The sequence below is a fragment of the Microbulbifer epialgicus genome (assembly GCF_041447265.1).
Taxonomy (GTDB): Bacteria; Pseudomonadota; Gammaproteobacteria; order Pseudomonadales; family Cellvibrionaceae; genus Microbulbifer; species Microbulbifer epialgicus.
The window spans coordinates 17101-37031 of sequence record NZ_JBGMEK010000041.1 but is presented as its reverse complement, the minus strand read 5'-3'; the positions used below and the strand labels follow the sequence as shown (position 1 = coordinate 37031).

General features: G+C 50.0%; 15 protein-coding genes. 12 read left to right on the top strand and 3 right to left on the bottom strand.

Annotation, left to right across the window (positions count from 1 at the left end):
- Positions 1 to 4: 4 nt before the first annotated feature.
- The 3 genes from metF to ACCI49_RS16065 all read left to right on the top strand — a co-directional run bounded on the left by metF (position 5) and on the right by ACCI49_RS16065 (position 2186).
- Positions 5 to 844, top strand: coding sequence for a methylenetetrahydrofolate reductase [NAD(P)H] (metF, locus tag ACCI49_RS16075; RefSeq protein WP_371840102.1), 840 nt, complete (start codon positions 5 to 7; stop codon positions 842 to 844).
- A 77-nt stretch (positions 845 to 921) separates the two neighbouring features.
- Positions 922 to 1605: a pseudouridine synthase gene (locus ACCI49_RS16070; protein WP_371840100.1), complete on the top strand. Its 684-nt coding sequence runs from the start codon at positions 922 to 924 to the stop codon at positions 1603 to 1605.
- 128 nt (positions 1606 to 1733) lie between these two features.
- Positions 1734 to 2186: a hypothetical protein gene (locus tag ACCI49_RS16065; protein ID WP_371840099.1), complete on the top strand. Its 453-nt coding sequence runs from the start codon at positions 1734 to 1736 to the stop codon at positions 2184 to 2186.
- Positions 2187 to 2262: 76 nt separating this feature from the next.
- Here the strand turns inward: ACCI49_RS16065 and ACCI49_RS16060 are convergent, their stop codons facing one another.
- Positions 2263 to 4617, bottom strand: coding sequence for a Tex family protein (locus tag ACCI49_RS16060; protein ID WP_371840098.1), 2355 nt, complete (start codon positions 4615 to 4617; stop codon positions 2263 to 2265).
- 292 nt (positions 4618 to 4909) lie between these two features.
- On the opposite strand from ACCI49_RS16060, the gene ACCI49_RS16055 reads away from it, so the two are divergent.
- The 6 genes from ACCI49_RS16055 (at position 4910) to ACCI49_RS16030 (ending at position 11925) form a co-directional block, all read left to right on the top strand.
- Positions 4910 to 6151, top strand: coding sequence for an efflux RND transporter periplasmic adaptor subunit (locus tag ACCI49_RS16055; RefSeq protein ID WP_371840097.1), 1242 nt, complete (start codon positions 4910 to 4912; stop codon positions 6149 to 6151).
- Positions 6151 to 9282 (top strand): efflux RND transporter permease subunit, encoded by a 3132-nt coding sequence (locus ACCI49_RS16050; RefSeq protein ID WP_371840096.1) that lies wholly within the window; start codon positions 6151 to 6153, stop codon positions 9280 to 9282. The genes ACCI49_RS16055 and ACCI49_RS16050 overlap by 1 nt, the downstream gene beginning before the upstream one ends.
- Positions 9283 to 9418: 136 nt before the next feature.
- On the top strand, positions 9419 to 10165 hold the full coding sequence (locus tag ACCI49_RS16045; protein ID WP_371840095.1) for a 16S rRNA (uracil(1498)-N(3))-methyltransferase: 747 nt from the start codon (positions 9419 to 9421) through the stop codon (positions 10163 to 10165).
- Between the two features lie 52 nt (positions 10166 to 10217).
- Positions 10218 to 10583, top strand: coding sequence for a hypothetical protein (locus ACCI49_RS16040; protein WP_371840093.1), 366 nt, complete (start codon positions 10218 to 10220; stop codon positions 10581 to 10583).
- A 14-nt stretch (positions 10584 to 10597) separates the two neighbouring features.
- Positions 10598 to 11245, top strand: coding sequence for an HAD family hydrolase (locus ACCI49_RS16035; RefSeq protein WP_371840092.1), 648 nt, complete (start codon positions 10598 to 10600; stop codon positions 11243 to 11245).
- A gap of 110 nt (positions 11246 to 11355) precedes the next feature.
- A complete protein-coding gene (locus ACCI49_RS16030) occupies positions 11356 to 11925 on the top strand; it encodes an OmpA family protein (RefSeq protein ID WP_371840091.1) in 570 nt (189 codons plus the stop codon).
- Positions 11926 to 12006: 81 nt separating this feature from the next.
- Here ACCI49_RS16030 and ACCI49_RS16025 read toward each other — a convergent pair whose 3' ends face one another.
- Complete coding sequence (locus tag ACCI49_RS16025) at positions 12007 to 13710, bottom strand: phytoene desaturase family protein (protein WP_371840090.1); 1704 nt, start codon at positions 13708 to 13710, stop codon at positions 12007 to 12009.
- A 153-nt stretch (positions 13711 to 13863) separates the two neighbouring features.
- On the opposite strand from ACCI49_RS16025, the gene ACCI49_RS16020 reads away from it, so the two are divergent.
- Positions 13864 to 14070: a ParD-like family protein gene (locus ACCI49_RS16020; RefSeq protein WP_371840089.1), complete on the top strand. Its 207-nt coding sequence runs from the start codon at positions 13864 to 13866 to the stop codon at positions 14068 to 14070.
- On the top strand, positions 14063 to 14839 hold the full coding sequence (gene map / locus ACCI49_RS16015; protein WP_371840088.1) for a type I methionyl aminopeptidase: 777 nt from the start codon (positions 14063 to 14065) through the stop codon (positions 14837 to 14839). Before ACCI49_RS16020 ends, map begins: the two co-directional genes overlap by 8 nt.
- Positions 14840 to 14969: 130 nt before the next feature.
- On the opposite strand, the gene ACCI49_RS16010 is transcribed toward map, so the two are convergent.
- Positions 14970 to 16472 (bottom strand): tetratricopeptide repeat protein, encoded by a 1503-nt coding sequence (locus tag ACCI49_RS16010; protein WP_371840087.1) that lies wholly within the window; start codon positions 16470 to 16472, stop codon positions 14970 to 14972.
- A gap of 1255 nt (positions 16473 to 17727) precedes the next feature.
- Between ACCI49_RS16010 and ACCI49_RS16005 the strand changes: the two genes are divergently transcribed.
- Positions 17728 to 19641 carry an MFS transporter gene (locus ACCI49_RS16005; RefSeq protein WP_371840086.1) on the top strand — a complete coding sequence of 638 codons (1914 nt, stop codon included), beginning with the start codon at positions 17728 to 17730 and terminating at the stop codon, positions 19639 to 19641.
- The last annotated feature ends 290 nt before the right edge of the window (positions 19642 to 19931 follow it).

Below are 19931 nucleotides of genomic sequence, written 5' to 3'. Positions count from 1 at the left end.
TAACATGAAAAACTCCATTCGCATCAGTTTCGAATTTTTCCCACCAAAAACCCCCGAAGGACGCGCAAAGCTGTATAAAACCCGCGAAGCTTTACAGGTATTTAATCCCGAATTTTTCTCTGTCACCTATGGCGCAGGTGGCACTACTCGAGAGACCACCTCGAATATTGTGACGGATATGCGCCGCGATGGGATCTCCATCGCACCGCATTTATCGTTCGGTGGCGATACTGAAGAGGCGATTCTCGAACTTTTGAATTTATATCGAGAGGCCGGTGTAAATCGAATCGTTGCCTTGCGCGGTGATATGCCTTCAGGGATGGGCGCGGTTGCTCAACTGGTCTATGCGAATGAACTGGTAGCTTTTATCCGCCGCCATACCGGTGATTACTTCCACCTGGAAGTTGCCGCCTACCCGGAAATACATCCGGAATCCAATAGCTATGATGATGATATACGCTATCTAAAAGGTAAATTTGAAGCCGGTGCAAATAGTGCATTAACGCAGTATTTCTATAATCCAGATTCGTATTTTTATTTTATTGATCAGTGCGAGAAGGCTGGCATTGATGCACCAATTTATCCGGGGATCATGCCAATTATCAATTTTGATAATTTAGTGCGCTTTTCCCGCAATTGCGGTGCTGAAATTCCGCGTTGGTTAAAAAAGCGCATGGAGAGCTATAGAGACCCAGAGGATGTTCGTAAGTTAGGCCTCGAACTGGTTACGGATTTATGTGAAACACTTCTGGAAGGCGGTGCGCCTGGATTGCACTTTTATACGATGAATCAAGTGGATGCTTCTGCACATGTATTGAGCTCTTTAGGGTTGGGTGCTCAATAGGGTTTCTCTCTTATTTGATTATTTAACTAGCCACAGGGAAGGGCCAGTAGAAATTAGCATGTATTGGGAATTTGATAGTGCGGAAATACTGCCCTCCTTCAGAACCATTTCTGTCCGAAGTTTATAAAGATACTTCTATACTGGTTTTGAATAAACCAAGTGGTCTTCTCAGCGTGCCGGGTCGAGATCCCGCCAATAAAGATAGTTTGGCCAGTCGAGTCCAGCAGCGCTACTCGGAAGCCTTGATTGTCCATCGCCTGGACATGGATACATCAGGACTTGTGGTGATGGCACGTGGCCCTGAGATTCACAGAAAACTCAGTACCCTTTTTCAAAATCGTGAAGTTAATAAAACCTATCTGGCTCGAGTTTGGGGGGTTCCTGAAGCGGAATCTGGTGAAGTAAACCTGCCGCTTATTTGCGATTGGCCAAATAGGCCGAGGCAAAAAGTGGATTTCGAAGTAGGTAAACCTTCCCTAACCTATTGGGAGAAAGTATCCATCTCAGAAAGTAGCAGTTTAATTCGCTTAAAACCTGTTACTGGGCGTTCACATCAATTACGGGTGCATATGCAGGCGATAGGCCATCCGATCTTGGGTGACCCTTTTTATGCTTCTTCTGAAGCATTAAGTGCAGCCCCAAGGCTATTGCTTCATGCCAATGAGCTTGATTTTGATCATCCCGATACAGGAGAGAAACTGCATTTTTCCATTCCTCTACCAGTATCTTTCAGTGCGGGGCAAGAAAGAGCCTACTTCTGAATCTTATTAAAAATTTATATATTCAATATCTGACTTGACGAGATACTCTGATACAGAGCAATATTGCGCCGCCCGCACCAAGCTGTTTAGTTTTGGTGATTTGTCTTTTTTAATTTCAGGATTTAGTAGTGATTAAAAGAATATTTACAGTATGTGCTTTTGCAGGGGCTTTTACTTTGGCAGGCTGTGCCACAATATTTGATGGCGCTAACCAGGATATCATCGTTTCTACCTTAAACGATAATTCCCCAGAGCAAACACGCTGCAATATTAAAAATGAAGAGGGAGAGTGGCGTGTCATTGCCAATACAACTTCAGTTATCCATAAAGATGGCAACCAGTTACAAGTAGAGTGTGAGAATGAGAGTCAGAAGGGCACAGGTAGTGCAAGCCCCAGCTTTCAGGCGCAGTGGCTGCTACTGGATCTCGTTTGGGACGGGTGCATACTGACAGCTTCTTGCATTATTGATGGAGTAAATAATGCATTTTATAAATACCCATCCTCAGTAATGGTAAATATGGCTGAGAAATCAGAAGTTGTGCCAGAGGTTAAACCGCAAGGCGAGTTAAAAGAAAAATAGCCTTGTTTTCTTCCTTTTTAAAAGAAAAACGGCCCTCCAGAGGACCGTTTTTCTGTAAGTATTTGTAGTTGGTTAATTATTTCTTTTTGTTCATGGCCGCAGCCAGAATATCCCCCATACTACCACGGCCACTAGCCTGGCTACCCTTCTGTTGGCGATTGCCCTGCTGCTTATTGTAGCGTTGAGCCTGGCGGCTTTCTCTCTGATCACCTTTCTTAACCCCACCACTGCCCTGCTCGCCGGGCTCATCCGACAGGCGCATGGAGAGGCCAATACGTTTACGCGCTACATCCACTTCCATCACTTTTACTTTTACAATATCGCCGGCTTTAACCACCTCATGGGGATCTTTAACGAACTTTTCTGAGAGTGCGGAGATATGCACCAAGCCGTCCTGGTGAACGCCGATATCCACAAACGCGCCGAAATTGGTGACATTGGTAACCGTACCTTCGAGCACCATGGCCGGGCGCAGGTCTTTGATTTCTTCCACGCCCTCTTCAAAGCGAGCAGTGCGGAATTCCGGGCGCGGGTCACGGCCAGGTTTCTCTAGTTCGGCGATGATATCGGTAACGGTGGGGACACCGAATTTCTCATCGGTATAGTCCGCTGGGTTTAGGCGACGCAGGAAGGCGGAGTCGCCGATCAGGCTGTTGATCTCGCGGCTGCTTTTCTCGGCAATGCGCTTAACCACGATGTAGGACTCCGGGTGTACACCGGATTTATCCAGGGGGTTATCGCCGTTGTTAATACGCAGGAAGCCGGCGGCCTGTTCGAAAGCCTTGGGCCCCAGGCGCGGCACTTCCATTAGCTGTTTGCGATTTTTAAAGGCACCGTTTTGGTCGCGATAGCTGACGATATTGCTGGCGATAGAAGCAGTCAGACCGGAAACCTTGGCCAGCAGTGGTGCCGAGGCGGAGTTCAGTTCGGCACCGACACCGTTTACACAGTCTTCCACGACTGCGTCGAGGGAGCGAGCCAACTGTGTCTGGGACACATCGTGTTGGTACTGACCAACACCAATGGATTTGGGTTCGATCTTCACCAGTTCCGCCAGTGGGTCCTGCAGGCGGCGGGCGATAGAGATAGCACCGCGAATAGTCACGTCCAGGTCAGGGAATTCCCGCGCGGCAAACTCAGAGGCGGAGTACACGGAGGCACCGGCCTCGTTCACCACTACTTTCTGTGCGCTGAGTTTGTATTGCTTGATAGTCTCGCCTACAAACTTATCGGTCTCACGGCTGGCGGTGCCGTTGCCAATAGCGATCAGGCCCACATTATATTTGTTGCATAGGGCTGCGATGACAGCAGCGGATTCCTGGTGTCGGTTTTGCGGTGGATTGGGGAAGATAGCGGTGTGGTCAAGCATTTTGCCGGTAGCATCTACTACAGCCACTTTAACCCCGGTGCGCAGACCTGGGTCCAGGCCGATAGTGGCCTTTTGCCCGGCAGGTGCCGCCAGTAACAAGTCTTTAAGGTTGCGGGAGAATACCTTGATGGCCTCTTCTTCCGCTTTTTCCCGCAGCCCGCCAAGCAGGTCGGTTTCCAATGCGGTGAGCAGTTTGATACGCCAAGTCCAGCGCACCACTTCGCCGAGCCACTTATCTGCAGCGCGTCCTTCATCGCTAATATCGAAGTGTCTCGCAATCATGGTTTCACAGGGGTGGCCGGCGGTGGGAGAAGCCCCCTCTTCTTCCGGCAAGCCCACGCTGATAGCGAGGATGCCCTCATTGCGGCCGCGGAAAATTGCCAGAGCGCGGTGGGAGGGAACCTTGGACCAGTCTTCTGCATACTCGAAGTAATCGCGGAACTTGGCCCCCTCTTCTTCTTTACCATCCAGCAGTTTGGATTTGACCTGCCCATCTCGTTTGAGGAAATCGCGCAGCTTGCCCAGAAGCTCGGCATCCTCGGCGAACCGTTCCATCAGGATAAATTTGGCCCCGTCCAGGGCAGCCTTGATGTCCTTCACTTGTAAGGAGGTGTCTTCGCTATCTGTGTTGAGATATTGCTGAGCTTCTACTGCAGGGTCTAGGCTGGGATCGTTAATCAGGGCATCGGCCAATGGTTCCAGGCCCGCCTCGATGGCAATTTGTCCTTTGGTGCGACGCTTGGGTTTGTAGGGAAGGTAGAGGTCTTCGAGGCGGTTCTTGGTGTCGGCACTGTTGATCTGTTGTGCCAGTTCCGGTGAGAGCTTGCCCTGTTCATCAATACTTTTGAGGATGGCTGCGCGGCGCTCTTCCAACTCGCGCAGGTAGCGCAGGCGATCTTCCAGGTTGCGTAATTGGGTGTCATCCAGGGCCCCTGTCACTTCCTTCCGGTAGCGGGCGATAAATGGCACAGTGGCGCCTTCATCGAGCAGGGATACTGCGGCCGTGACCTGTTGTGGGCGTACATTGAGTTCTTCGGCGATGCGAACGTTGATATCCAGCATTTGATGTTTACATCCATTTTCCGGGGGGTTCGTACTTTTAGGAGCGGCGTTTGACCGGGAAATAGCCTATCGGTTTCCTTGGCTTTGTGTGGCCTGGCTGTCTCTCCTACTACGGTAAATTGGGTTGGCATTATGCGTTACCAGGACGCTGTGAGGAAGGTTTGCGGTAGGGCACAAACTCATGCGGCAACCTGCATCCAAATACACGCTTATCCGCGTCGAAGACCTGTAGAATGCGCGCTAATTAAAATTTGACCAGTTTCGGTCACGAGAATTGGGGTAGAGAGTGCCTGTGAACGTTTCGAACAAGAACAAGCTATTACTTACCGTTATGATTGTTGGGGCCGCAGCCATTACTGCGCTGGTGTACCTCAAGCCCAAGCCTGAAGAAAAGCCACCGGAAGCCGTTGTGCCGCCAGTCGCCGATGTGCTCTATGTGGAGCCGGGTCGCCAGACATTATTAGTACCCAGCCAGGGCACGGTACACGCCCGTCATGAAATTGAAGTGGTGGCTCGTGTCGGCGGTGTAATTGAAAGCGTGGCAGATGCCTTTGTACCCGGCGGTTTCTTTTCTGAAGGGGAGCCTCTGCTCAAGTTCGAACAGGCCGACTACGTTTATAAAGTGACTCGCGCCGAGTCACAATTGGCCGATGCCAAATCCGCGCTTGCACAGGAGCAGGGCCGCGCCAAGCAGGCCAAGCGAGAGTGGCGTGATCTGGGTAGTGATGCTGCAAACGCCCTGTTCCTGCGCAAGCCCCACCTGGCCGCAGCGGAAGCTGCAGTAGCTGCAGCCGGTGCGGATCGCGATCAAGCCAAACTGGACCTGAAACGCACAACAGTTACTGCGCCTTTTGCCGGTCGTGTAGTAGAAACCTATGTCGACCTGGGACAGTACATCACCCCCGGCACCAAGCTGGCAAAAATCCACAGTACCAGTATCGCTGAGGTACGCCTTCCCCTCACTGATCAGCAGTTGGCTCTGCTCGACCTGCCGTTGGGTAAATCCATTGAAAATGGTCCGGTTGTGCGGCTTCAAGCAGTAGTGGCCGGGCGTGATCGCGAGTGGCGCGCACAGCTGGTTCGCACCGAGGCGAGCATCGACCCCAACAGCCGCTTTATCTTTGCCGTAGCTCAGGTACAGAATCCCTATGAGGGTGATGCACCACTAATGAATGGTCTGTTTGTGGAAGCGGATATCGCAGGCAGAACTTTTGATGATGTGGTGGAACTGCCCCGCCAGGCTCTACACGAAGGAGACCACCTGCTGGTTCTGAACGAAGAGAGCAGCCTCGTTTTTATAGAAGTGGAATTGCTGCAAACTGTCGGTGACAAGGTCTGGCTGCGTGGCGATATTGCCGCTGGTGATCGAGTCGTGGTTTCCAGCCTGGGTTATTCCCGCGAGGGTATGGCGCTTACCGCTAATCCCCTGAATGAAAAGCCGGCCGGTCTGCTCGACAGTGTCGAAAGTAACTCTGAAGAGACCACAGCGGCGAGTGACTCTGCAGTGACCAATGCATCTCAGGGAGGCCACTGATGAACGGCATCATTCCCTGGTTTACACGCAACAGCAAGGCCGCCAATTTGTTGATGATTATGATTATCATCGGCGGTATTTTTGGTATCAGCGGTATAGATCGCGAAGTTTTCCCGACGATTCAACCAGGTATTATCGAGGTCGATATCTCCTTTCCAGGCGCCGGTCCGGCAGAAGTCGAACAGCAGGTTACCTTGCGTGTGGAGGAGGCGATTTCCGAAGTAAAGGGTATCAAGGAGATAAATTCCGCCTCTCGACGGGGGCATTCTGCAGTAGATATCCAGGCAGTGGATGGTTATGACCAGCTACGCCTGCTCAACGATATCAAGGTACAGGTGGATAGTATCAATACCTTCCCAGAGGGGATTGAGCGCCCGGTAATCCATCTGACAGAGTGGGATGCTCAGCTGATGATGATCGCAGTGGGTGGTCCTGTGTCTGAGCGCCAGCTCAAGGAGACCACACTGGATCTTCGCGACAAGCTCACTCTGATTCCTGGAGTGCGCCGAGTGGATGTTTGGGGTGACCGCCCGGATGAACTTTCGATAGAAGTTTCTGAGGTGGATTTGCGCCGCTACAACCTTAGTTTTAACGATGTGGCCAATGCGGTGCGCAGCTCCTCCCTGGATTTGCCCGCGGGTATGGTTCGCTCAGATCGCGGTGATATTCAGGTGCAAACCCGCGGTCAGGCATATACCGCTGAGGATTTTGAGCGTATTCCGGTAATCAGCCGTGCCGACGGCTCAGTACTGCTGCTGCGCGATGTGGCGACAGTGCGTGACGGCTTTGAGGAAAACAGCAACGTTATCCTTTTTAATGGCAACCCGGCCATGAACCTGCGTGTGACCCAGGGTGAACCGCTGGATGTAGTGGGCACCGCTGAGCGTATCAAGGCCTTTATGGAGGAGGCCCGGACCCAGTTGCCACCGGGTATGGAATTCGATATCTGGTTCGATTTCTCCAAGGCATTTGAAGGTCGTATGAGCCTGCTCACCGGGAACGCGTTGGGCGGTTTTGCCATGGTCTTTATTATGCTGATGTTGTTCCTGCGGCCAGCGCTGGCGTTGTGGGTGACTGTGGGAATTGTTGTTGCATTCCTCGGTGCCCTCTGGCTGTTGCCAGTCACCGGTGTCAGCCTGAATATGCTGTCGTTATTCGCCTTCCTGCTAATTCTCGGGATTGTGGTGGACGATGCGATTATTGTGGGAGAGGCGGTACATGCCGCCCATGACCGGGGCATTACTGGTCTTGCGGCTGCAGAGGCGGGAGTAAAGCAGGTTTCTGCCCCGGTGATCTTCGCTGTGACCTCTACCATGGTCTTCTTTATTCCGATGCTGTTCCTGCCGGGTTATACGGCACAACAGATGCTGGCCTTGCCGGTGGTGGTGCTGTTGTGCCTGGCTTTTTCCCTGGTGGAGTCTTTGCTGATCCTGCCGGCACATCTGGTGGGTATGAAGCCTGAGAAGCCGGCGAAGTCGAAAGCGGGCATCAAGCTGCAGAAGCTGCGCGGATATTTTGCCGGTGCAATGAAAACCGCTGGCGACAAGTACTACCTACCGTTATTGAAAAAGTCTCTGGGTAATAGCCGTACCACGGTAATGGCATTCTTATTGGCCTTGGGCCTGGCGGTTACGGTGTTTATGAGTGGCTATGTCGGCTCCTCTTTCTCACCGCAGGTACCATCGGATTTACTGGAATTAAAGGCGACTATGGCCTCTGGCGAGCCTTTCCACGAGTCAGAGCGCGTGATGGAGCAGGTGCTGGCCGCGGCAGACAAGCTTGCCACTGACGAGGAAATGCTGAAGCAAAACAAGGGCGAACCCTTTGTTGAAAACTCTTTGGTATTCAACTGGCGCGGTAATATTTATGTGATATTACAGCTCACTGAAGGTGAATTGCGCGATGTAACATCCAAGTCTCTGGCACTGCGCTGGCGAGAGTTGATTGGCGAACTGCCCGCGAGTGTCGAAGAGATGGATATTGCCTCAACCATTAATAATGGTGGTAACGGTATGAGCCTGAACTTGAGCACGGCCTCCGGGGATATGGCTGAATTACGCGCCGCTGCAGATGCCGTTAAGGAAAAGCTGGATACCTACACTGGTGTCTACGATGTGCGTGACAACCTCACCAGCGCCCGCCGCGATATTGAGATACAGCTGAAGCCCTACGCCACTACTATGGGCGTTAATCTGGCGGATGTAGCCAGGCAGGTGCGTCAGGGTTTCTACGGCGAAGAGGTACAGCGTATTCCCCGAGGCCGTGAGGATGTGAGAGTAATGGTGCGCTATCCGCAAGAGGAGCGTGCCAGCGAAGAGCAGATGGATCGCATCCGCATTCGCACAGCGGAGGGGGAGGTGCCCTTTTCTGCAGTGGCAGATGCGGTTTATGTGCCGGGTTATACCACCATCCGTCGCAACAACCGAGAGCGCACCGTGCGGGTCTTTGCAGAGATTACTCCAAACACCTCAACTGCACAGGAAATCCTCAAGGATATGCGTGAGAATTTGGTGCCCGAGCTAGAGCGTAAGTTTCCTGGCTTCTCCCTGAGAACCGCCGGTGAAATGCAGGAGGAAGAGGAGTTTAATGGTGCAATTATGGCATTCTTTGTACTGTCGCTGTTTGCCATCTATGCGCTCTTGGCCATTGCTTTCCGTTCCTACTCGCAGCCGTTGCTGATTCTCACTGCAGTGCCGTTTGGTTTCTTCGGAGCGGTAGTTGGGCACCTGTTGATGGGGCATAACATTAGCATTATGTCCATGCTCGGGTTCCTTGCTGCAGCCGGGGTAGTTGTGAATGATAACCTGGTATTGATGGACCGCATCAATCAGTTGCGAGCTGAGGGTTTGGCGGTAATGGACGCAGTAGTCCAGGCGGGACGCGACCGTTTCCGCCCAATTATCCTCACGTCCATCACCACCTTTATCGGTCTGGTACCGATTATGTTCGAGCGCTCTATCCAGGCACAGTTCCTGATCCCGATGGTGATCAGCCTTGCCTTCGGGGTATTGTTCGCTACGGCGGTGACCCTGATTTTGGTGCCAAATCTGTACAAGGTGATTGAGGTGATACGCTCTAAGGTAAAGCGCTTGGGTGAAAATGAAACCACAGTGTCACTGGAGACGGTGTGACCGTTAGTTGTGCAGTAAGCAATGGTGGTAGCACTCCACCATTGCTTACTCAGAGCATAAATGCCTAAACTAAAAGCCTGCAAAATGCCGACATCCCTGTCGGCTTTTTTATGGCGTTTGTATAGGATTTTCACTCATGCGCATTCCGCGTATTTTTTCCAGGCAGTCCCTCGCCACACAACAAGAGGTGGAACTGGATGAATCGGCTTCCCGTCATTTAGTCAAAGTGCTTCGCCTGAGTGCCGGCCACCCCCTGACGCTTTTTGATGGTAGCGGAGGGGAATATAGTGCGGAGTTAATCGAGGCTGGCAAGCGCGCACGGGCGCGCACTGGGGAGTTTCGTCAAGAGGATCGCCAGTCTCCCCTGGCTCTGACTTTGGCTATCGGCATTTCCCGCGGTGACCGGTTTGACTGGGTGGTGCAGAAAGCTACCGAGCTGGGAGTGACGACAATCCAGCCACTGTTTACCGAGCGCTGCGAAGTGAAATTATCTGGCGAGCGCCTGCAGAAAAAGCTTGGCCACTGGCGCCAGATAGCGATCAGTGCCTGTGAGCAGTGTGAGCGCAACCGGATACCGGAGATTGCTCAGCCGGTAAAACTGGCGCACTATCTGCAAAGTGCTACACAGAATGACGAGCCCGAGTCCAAACTGGTACTGCATCATCGCACCCAGTTGGATTTGCGCCAGTGGCAGGCTGAGCGCGGTAAACCGGACTCTGCCCTGTTATTGGTGGGCCCAGAGGGAGGGCTGTCCCAGCTGGAAATTGATTCGGCTTTGGCGCAGGGCTTTATGCCACTGCGATTGGGGCCGCGGGTGATGCGCACAGAAACTGCGCCCATTGCCGCACTCTCGGTATTGCAATTCCAATGGGGCGATTTGTAGGCAGAAATCCAGCGGATAATATTGACTCAATTGTGCTCAGGGAAGGAAAAGTATGATTAAAGTAATTATATGGCTATTGGGAATCTCAATAATTGTGCTGTCTGCCGCGATTATTGCACGACCTCATCTGGCGCGAGATCTCAGCGAGCGCCTGAATGAAACGGGTTATGCACTTTCCGCTTGGGCGCGGATCATTGTCGGCCTGATACTGCTGCTGATCGCTGATACACGCCACTGGTATATCCTGTTTAATGCACTAGGTGTGCTGGTATTACTCAGTGGCGCCTATATGCTGCAAATTGGTTTTGAGCGTAGCAAGGCGCTGGCGATCAAGCTCTCACATGGCAATGAAAACTTTCTGCGCATTAGCGGCATTATCGGCGTGATACTCGGCCTGATGTTGCTTTCTGCGCGTTGATTTGACGGGGTCTTATGTCTTCCACCGATTTGATTATTTTCGATTGCGATGGTGTGCTGGTGGATAGCGAGAGTATTGTCTGCCGTATACTGGCTGAGGAAATGAATAAGCTTGGTATATCCACCACTGCGGAAGAACTGGATGAACAGTTCAGTGGACGGCCCGCCAAGGACTGTCTGCTGGAAATCGAAAAGCGTTACGGTGGCCCCCTGCCTGATCACTATTTTGGCAACACCGAGAGGCTAATTCGCGAAGCTTTTCACGCTGAACTGCAGCCTGTAGCCGGTATTGAGGGTTTGCTTGATCAGCTGCAGAAAGTTGGCATGCGTAGCTGTGTGGCTTCTTCCGGTTCCCACCAGAAAATGCAGCTGACTCTGAATAAAACCGGTCTGTATGAATATTTTGACGGCAGAATATTCAGTGCCGAAGATGTATCTCGCGGCAAGCCCTGGCCCGAACTATTCTTGCACGCGGCCGATACTATGGGTGTCGCGCCCGAGCGCTGCCTGGTAGTGGAGGATTCCATTTCTGGGGTGCAGGCCGCTGTCGCAGCAGGCATGCGCGTGGTTGGCTATAGTGGCCATCCCGTGCGTGCACCTCAGCTTGAGCACCATGGCGCGCGGGTGGTCAGCGATTTGATGGCGGTTTTGAATTTTATCTGATGGTGGGGAAGTGGGCTGAGCACCACTGCTGACCTCTGATTCCTCTTAAATCTGGGTTTCCACCTGTGTTCTACACTGAATCAGACGTCTAGAAACTGGAAGTCCTGTTTATGGCGGGCAAATCATTATTCGTCTGCTATCTTTTACTACAGGTGATATTCCTCACCGGCTGCCCCGACCCCAACAAGAAATACGCGTTGAAGCCCCTGACAGAAGTGCAAACTGGAGAGAGCGAAAAGGCAGCGCGACAGGCGGCCCCTTTTGCTGATGATCTGGTGCGCTTCCTTCGGGGAAACACGCGCAAGGGCGGGGATACCTTTATCCTGCGTCTGGAATTTGATCCAGGCGGATTCGCACCGCGTATGGATAGCATTGCCGATCTGGAGGCGCTGCTATTGATCATGCGTGATTTTCCCGATCTGCGCATTGCCATTGAAGGCCATACCGACAATGCTGGCGAGCCGAAGAAAAACCTGCGGTTATCCCAATGGCGCGCGGAATGGGTGCAACACTTTTTGAAGGAGCGGGGTATCGCGGCAGAGCGCATGGAAGCTCAGGGTTATGGGGATACTGACCCCATTGCCGATAACAGCACTGAAGCAGGGCAAAAGGAAAACCGCCGCCTGGTCATCCGAGTGCTGAATTTTGATCGGGTGCCGAGTAAGTTACCCCGGCGTTGACCACTTCTGGTGAAATCCACTGAGATACCATTAAACCCGGCGTTGCAGCCGGGTTTAATGGTATTGGGACTTAGGGAATAGTTAACTGGTAGCTTTACTGAACCCTTCTCCAGCGCTATCAGTTCCTGGTGTCGGTTTGCTGGTGAGTACTTGGCGCATCAACTTTGCTCCCTTGCGCCAGCCGAGAATGCTCTGAGCGGTTAATGCACCTGAAATCATGGCACCGGCCACACCGCAGCTCATCACATCCTGGCCGGTGAGGTACAAGCCCTTGAGCCGGGTTTGAGGCCTCAGCCAGCCCTGTTCAAAGCGGTTCGGGTCGTGGTCGAGCCCATAAATTTCGCCGCGCGGGTAAAAACAGAAGTAATCTGTGGAGAGTGGTGTAGACAGCTCGTAATAATCGATTTGTCCGCGCAAGTGTGGGAAGTGCTTGTATAGCTGCTCCAACAGTCGCTGGCTGAACTTTTCTTTCAGTGTTTCGTAATCATCGCCACGCTTGCCCCAGGGTTTGTCGTGCCACTGGGTGAACCAATCGTAATTGGCTGGCGCTACAATTTCGATAGTGGCGCGCCCTGGATAACGTTGGGTAAAAGTGGGGTCCTTTGCAGATGGGAAAGAAATATAGACTAGGGGGATATCCTTGCTCCCATCTTCCAGGAAGTCCTGCATGTCCTGCTCGTATTTATCACTGGAGTAGAGCCAGTAGTTCGTTTTGGGTAGCTGCAATTCTTCCGAGGTTTTCTCCAGGCCAATATAGAGGCAGAGATGGGACATAGAGCGTGTCACGGTTTTCAGATCCCGTATATAACCTAAGCGCTCGCTGGTACTTTGCGGCAGCAGCTTTTCGAAGGTATTGAAAACCCCGGCTCCCGAAATCACTAAAGGTGCCTCTATTTCGGTGCCATCCGCCATACGTATCCCACGCACGCGATTGCCATTTAGCAGGATAGTTTCCACGGTGGCATAGGTGAAGACCTCTCCACCACCGGCTTGGATCTGCGGAATTATGGTTTCAGATATTTTACTTGCGCCACCAACTGGGTAATAGCCACCGTATAAATAGTGCTTGGCGATCAGTGCGTGGATAATAAAGCTGCCCTGCGCTGGGGTCATACCGTTATCGCCCCACTGGCCGGTGAGCACAGAAATTAACTTTTCATTTTGGGTGATCTCAGCTAGTACTTCTCGAGTGGTCTTATTGAGCCAGGATGGGTCGCGTAGTTTTCGCCACAAGCGTACGAGTGGGCCGCACCAGGAAGGCAGTAATTTTTCTAAGGCCAAGCGCTGCATGGATTGGGCCACCTCACTGAGACGGCCCAGATAGCGTTCGATATTTTCACGCTCATCTGGAAAGTGCTTTACCAACTCATCAATAAAAGCCTGGCGCCCGGCACGTAAATCGAATTGATCCTCACCGATGCAGATTCGATCATAGGTTTCGTCCATCGGAGCCCAGTGCAACTGGTGATTAGAAATAAAGTCGAAGATCCTGCGGGTCATGGTTGGGTGTTTGCCCACATCGCCGATGTAGTGCACACCGACATCCCACTCGTAGCCATTGCGATCATAGGCATGGGTATAGCCGCCAGCAGTGTAATGCTGTTCAAGCACCAGAACCTTCTTGCCGGCAGCACTGAGCATCGCTGCGGTGGTCAGGCCGCCAATCCCGGAGCCAATCACCAGGGCGTCATAAGGCCCCTCCAAACGACTTGCGCGATAGCGCCGGCCAATGCGCAGGCGACTTGGCTTGGGGGCGCTACGCTTTTTCTCAATGGTATCGGTCATGGTGGCCTCATAGCTATTGTTGTTATTGCTTAACCTTATCGTCCCCGTATTAGCTATGCAATAAGTTGCATAATATTGTCACAATTTGTTCCTGTACCCATCTGTTTTTGTAATATACACTTCGTATATAAATCATATATATGGCGTATAGCAATGGGTATTGTCAAAATTTCCGAGGATCTGCATGACGAGATTCGTAAGGCGAGTACAAGCTTGGCGCGTTCAATTAACGCTCAGGCTGAGTACTGGATAAAGATTGGCATGCTAGCTGAGCTGAACCCCGAGCTGAGTTACAGCCAGCTGTGTAAAAAATTATTGCGCACTGAAACATTTACCCTGGAAGAGCTGGTCCGTGAGTAACATCAAGATCAAGAGTGCAAAAGAACAGCAGCTGATGCGTGCCTCTGGTGAATTGCTGAGTCGTGTTTTTAGCATGCTTGATGATGTTGTGAAGCCGGGCATTACTACGATGGAAATTAATAATCAGGTAGAGACGTTTATTGTTCGGGAGCTGAAAGCACGACCAGCCAGTAAAGGCCAGTACGGTTACCCTTACGCCCTCAATACTTCAGTTAATGAAGTAGTGTGCCACGGTATGCCGCGACAGGGTCAGGCGCTGCGCGATGGCGATATTGTGAATGTGGATATTACCCTGGAAAAATCCGGTTATATTGCAGATTCCAGTAAAATGTACATGATCGGCAGTGTCACTCCTATTGCGAAAAAATTGATACAGAGCTGCTACGAAGCTATGTGGACAGGAATCCGTACGGTTAAGCCAGGGGCGACTCTGGGTGATATTGGGAATGCAATACAACGCTATACGGAGCGACAGGGATTTAGTGTGGTGCGTGAATACTGTGGGCATGGCATCGGCCGGGAAATGCACGAGGAGCCACAAGTTCTACATTATGGCCGCGCTGGCAGTGGAGCCATTTTACAGGAAGGTATGACATTTACCATAGAGCCTATGATTAATCAGGGTAATCGCAAGACAAAGTTGAAAAAAGATGGCTGGACCGTTGTGACCAAAGATGGAAAATTATCAGCCCAGTGGGAGCATACAGTATTGGTTACTGCGGATGGTTGTGAAGTATTGACCTTGAGAGAAGAAGAAAAAGGGCATTAGCCCAATAAATTTCTATTCTCTGGTTACGTATCAGGTCTAAAGTATTTTGAATATCCGCAATTTGTGCCCCTATATTAACTTTCATAAAATTAATATAGGGGCACAAGTAAACAAACCTTAAAGTATAGGGTTATGCCGATTTCTTTGCAGTTGACTCGGCTGCAATGACAGAATCATTCTCAATCCATTTGAGTAGCTTTTTTGCCTGTGCGCGGACTTTTTTATCGTGGGACCAAGCCAGGGTTCTTTCAAGGAAAGGCTTGGCCAGCTTCGGTTTTTTGAGTTCAGCCAGGAAAAAACCAATAGAGCTATTGATTTCAATACTATTTGGATTTTGTTGGTAAGCGGCCATCATGGTCTTTAAGGCATCGATAGTACTATCCTTTCTCTGCTGAGCCATCCACTTAAGCTGATAAGCCGAAAGTGAATTTGGATTTAATTTTATAGCTATATCAGCATAATCCAGAATTTTAGAGTAGCTATCATCGTCCCAATGATTGGATTCAAGGTTGCCTTCCAGTCGATTGAGATAATATATAGCTAAATTAGTAGCTACCCGATAATCTATCTCATCTATCCCTAACAGCCCCTCGATAAGAGTGCTTGCCGAATCATAATCCTTTTTATAAAACAAAAGATTGGCTTTAAGAGAATCAATTGCATGAGATGAAGTTGACTTACTTTCTGCCCTTTCCAGGTATCTAAGTGCGAGATCGTATTTTTCCAGATCGACGGCTCTCTCTGCTAGAAGTAGTAGTTCTTCATTTTTACTGAGTTTTCTTTTGCTAACTTTAATATCGTTTATTGTGAGTTTGACCTCATACCCTGATAGTCTACGCTCTCTTAGGTAGCGGACTAATGCAGCGTCTAGCTCTTTCAGTTCAATATTGTAATGTAGAGGAAATTCCTTTAAAGCATTGCCCCCTTCATTAATTTTTGCTAAATATTCTTTTGTAGCTTGATTGTATGAGTTTTTCCTGGAGTCTTCACTGAAAAATAAGTAGTGCAGCAGTAACCAGGCACTAGCATAATACCTGTCATTATATTTTCCGCCTTTTTTAGTTGTATCGAGTTTGATTATTTGTTCGGCTTTTAAAGGACCTTCTTGCAAGGCATAAAGCCTCCATTTGGGAAGGTTTCCGATTACTATAGAGTCTTTTTTAATGACGGCGCTTGCCAATAGTTCTGCAAATCCTTCGGAATACCATTTGGGATAGCGCATGCCGCCACGCTCTCGCATAAGATGGTGAACATATTCATGGAACATGATTTCTTCACCCTTAAATATTCCCCGATTGTTTTCTTGGGAAAAAATCAACGGGCCATTGATTGTGTTTGTGTAAAATCCAGCGACACGTCTTGTTCCAGAGAATTCATCGAAAACCTTAGATTTGTTGAAATGATATACTCTGAGCCTTGAGTTTTCAGCCCTATTTTCCAATCCCGTGAGTAGAAGTGAGGCTCTGCGAAACTTTTCCAAGTCAAGCAGTAAATCCTTTGCTTTTTTAGCAGATACATCCGAATAAACAGTGAAATTTTCGCTCTTAAATTCATGCCAATCCCGACAGTAAGCTGAACTGGAAAGGGTGGGTAAAAAAAGAACAAATATTAAGCTAAATACTCTAGCTTTCATAAAATATCTCAAATTGAATGTGCTTACGCGATTACATATGCTTATGATAATTTCATTTGGATTATACAAATAAATTCATTTAAGGTGTAGATGTCTGCCTCTATACCTGCGGATGCTAATACCTGCATATTTTGTAAACGCCACTTAAAGTGCACCCTACCGACCCGGCCAAATCAGAGCTAATGGTTCCCAAAACCCTTGGGAGAACATCCATGTCCACACCTAAAAGCGCCTTGGCAGTGCTGGTCGACAACAACACAACACATTGATCAGTGGGAAGCTCAAGCTAAAATCCGCTTCAGAGCAGAACACTTGGTCTACACCGGTTGACGTTGTAGATAAAGAATTGCGAAGGAGAGCGGTATAATTAAGAACGAGCTACCGAATGGTAGCTGCTTTCAATTACCGGTCCATCAATCCAAAGCCGATTCTCACCAACTGATTAGCGTATTGAAGGACATGGAATGTTAGAGCTTCTCAAGCATCAACTCATCTATTATTTGAATTCGGAGAGATGCAAGCTCGGCTAACCCTCTCAATGTGGACCAATGGGTGAGATCTTTAACAATTTATATTGTGTGCGCCACTTGCGCTTAAGGAATGCGCGCTTGGCATTTGGTGACATTAAGGCAAAATAGTTTCATTTTGTGACACACTTACCTACAGGTTCTGCTTCCAGCCGTTCAGAGGTGAGTGCTGGGATATATAGCAAGAGCCTTTTGAATTAATTGACTGAGTAATGCTACTGCCAAGGAATCAGAGAAATGTCCACAGAAGATAATTATGAGGCACCTCTAAAAATTGCGCTTTCCTGAATTTTATCGCCCTGAAGCTCTCGTGAATCGGTGCTGACAGATGCCAAAAAAGTAATTTATAGAGGCCCCTTAAAGTGGTTCCCCGCCGACTCGTTTGGCAGTAAGTGCCTCTGTTTAAATACTCTTTACTAGGATGGTGGACGCCACCCCAAAGATAGAAAGCAGAGTATGGCGACTATTATGCCTCGAGAATAGGAAAGCTCTGCAGATAGCGACATAGTTTGTGCTGATTGGTGGGAGGCTTACCGTTTTTAATTTCCCCCAAGGAGCCCCTGACTAGCTAGCGCAGCTGTTGGTGGTCCACTTGAGAGAATTGACCCAAAAAGCGTCTTGAGCACTATTACCGTCCACGAGTAGACGCTTGCGCTATACATCATCATACCATCTATTTTGTTGCCACTGCATGCTGGACAACTCAGTACCTCTTTGGCGTAAGGTAGATGGCGCGTTTAGAAGAGAAAATATCTATGGTCTATCGCACCCAGCTCCAACTGCTCAGCAGTCGCCGTTTCCTGCCCTTCTTTCTCACGCAGTTTCTCGGTGCCTTTAACGACAACGTCTATAAAAATGCACTGATTGTGATGATCGCGTTTCGCCTTGTGGAAAGCCAGGCTAATGCGCTGATTAATATAGCTGCAGGTCTGTTTATTCTGCCTTTCTTTCTCTTTTCCGCCTCTGCCGGACAACTGGCAGACAAATTCGACAAAAGCCGCCTAATCAGGCTGATTAAACTGGGGGAGATCTGTATTGGTGCATTGGGTGTCACAGCACTTTACAGTGGTAATAATGTATTTTGCCTCGCGGTACTCTTCCTGCTGGGCGTGCAATCCGCATTTTTTGGCCCGATAAAATATGCCATCCTCCCCCAACACTTGAAGCGCTCCGAGCTGGTTGGTGGCAATGCCCTGGTGGAAATGGGCACCTTTGTAGGTATCCTCACCGGCACCATCGTTGGAGGATTACTGGCGGGGCTAACTGGCCAGGGCGAACACGGGCTGTTTTATTTGGGCCTGATCATTATGGGAGCTGCTACTTTTGGCTACTTGACCAGCCTCGGTATTCCGTTCGCTCCAGCGCCGGCACCAGACTTGCGGGTGAACCCTAACCCATTCACTCAGGCCACCAACATACTACGCAAAACCGCCAAGACCCCTTCGATTTTTTACGCCATTATCGGCATCTCCTGGTTCTGGTTATTGGGCGCGGCCTACCTGACCCAGATACCCAGTTTCACCAAGAATGTTCTAGGTGGCGACGAGTCCCTCGTTACCCTGCTGCTATGTACCTTTACCATCGGCATAGCATTGGGTTCACTACTGTGTTCGCGCATGTCCAATGGGCATATTGAGCTTGGCCTGGTTCCCTTGGGCGCTGCCGGCCTGACCATTACCGGTATCGCTCTTTTTATTGCCGGTGATCACTTTACAGTGTTGCAGCAGGCATCACTAAGCGCATTTCTAAGCAGTGACGGTGCCTACTCTATCCTTAGCTGCTTAGTCCTGATTGGTATATTTGGCGGCCTGTACATAGTGCCGCTTTATGCGATGATGCAGGATCGCTCAGAGCCGGGGATCAGGGCACAAATTATTTCGGTGAACAACATTTTAAATGCGTTGTTTATGGTGGTCTCGGCACTTCTGGGTATTTTCTTCCTGAATGTGCTGGAAATCACTATTCCGCAGTTTTTTCTGGTGATCGCCCTGATGAACGCCGCCGTGGCTATCTTTGTATTCGCTAAAGTGCCTGAGTTTGCCATGCGCCTGTTAATCTGGATGCTCTCCCACACTATATACCGGGTAAAGCATGAGGGGCTGGAACAGATTCCAGCCAATGGCCCAGCACTTATCGTATGTAATCATGTTAGCTATGTGGATGCACTGCTGTTAGCTGGTGCAGTGCGCCGCCCTATTCGCTTTATCATGTACAAGCCGATTTACGAAATTCCGGTACTGCATTTTATTTTCCGTACCGGACGTGCCATTCCCATCTGCTCCAAGCTAAAAGACCCCGAAGGTTACGAGAAGGCATTCCAGGATATTGAGCAAGGCCTCAAGGACGGCGATCTCCTGTGTATTTTTCCGGAAGGTCAGCTGACAAAGGACGGAGTAATCCAACCCTTTAAGGCGGGTATTGAAAAAATACTGGCACGCACCCCAGTACCGGTTATCCCCATGGCCCTGCGCGGCCTGTGGGGCAGCTTTTTCAGCCATAAAGATGGCCATGCATTTACCACTTGGCCACGGCGCTTCTGGTCCAGGGTCAGCGTTGTGGCCGGCAATCCTATTGAGCCGCCTGAGGTCAAGGCACAAACACTGTACGATGAAGTCCAGGGGCTACTTGGAGAGCAACGATAATCTGAGACTCCGGGGCTGGAAATATCACCGGCCCCTACCCTCCCATCCAAAATGACGGGAAAGCTGGAGAGTTAATCCTGTAATTTTCAGCTGATGCTTGTTTATTTTCAGTTACCCAAAAGCCATATATTTCATATCTAGAGTTTAGAGCGAGTCAAGCCTCCAGCGGCTTCTATTAGTACTTCTCTCTCTAACCAGATGGTGGACATATTCATGGAACATGATTTCTCCACCGTCTAATATGCTAGTTCTATTTTCCTTAGAAAATATCAATGGGCCATTTAATGTGT

Excerpts from the sequence above, each read along its gene's own strand:
- ACCI49_RS16035 (WP_371840092.1), top strand. The coding sequence starts at position 10,598 with ATGTCTTCCACCGATTTGATTATTTTCGATTGCGATGGTGTGCTGGTG.
- ACCI49_RS16040 (WP_371840093.1), top strand. The coding sequence starts at position 10,218 with ATGATTAAAGTAATTATATGGCTATTGGGAATCTCAATAATTGTGCTG.
- ACCI49_RS16005 (WP_371840086.1), top strand. The coding sequence starts at position 17,728 with ATGGCGCGTTTAGAAGAGAAAATATCTATGGTCTATCGCACCCAGCTC.
- metF (WP_371840102.1), top strand. The coding sequence starts at position 5 with ATGAAAAACTCCATTCGCATCAGTTTCGAATTTTTCCCACCAAAAACC.
- ACCI49_RS16030 (WP_371840091.1), top strand. The coding sequence starts at position 11,356 with ATGGCGGGCAAATCATTATTCGTCTGCTATCTTTTACTACAGGTGATA.
- ACCI49_RS16010 (WP_371840087.1), bottom strand. The coding sequence starts at position 16,472 with ATGAAAGCTAGAGTATTTAGCTTAATATTTGTTCTTTTTTTACCCACC.
- ACCI49_RS16020 (WP_371840089.1), top strand. The coding sequence starts at position 13,864 with ATGGGTATTGTCAAAATTTCCGAGGATCTGCATGACGAGATTCGTAAG.
- ACCI49_RS16025 (WP_371840090.1), bottom strand. The coding sequence starts at position 13,710 with ATGACCGATACCATTGAGAAAAAGCGTAGCGCCCCCAAGCCAAGTCGC.
- ACCI49_RS16045 (WP_371840095.1), top strand. The coding sequence starts at position 9,419 with ATGCGCATTCCGCGTATTTTTTCCAGGCAGTCCCTCGCCACACAACAA.
- ACCI49_RS16060 (WP_371840098.1), bottom strand. The coding sequence starts at position 4,617 with ATGCTGGATATCAACGTTCGCATCGCCGAAGAACTCAATGTACGCCCA.
- ACCI49_RS16050 (WP_371840096.1), top strand. The coding sequence starts at position 6,151 with ATGAACGGCATCATTCCCTGGTTTACACGCAACAGCAAGGCCGCCAAT.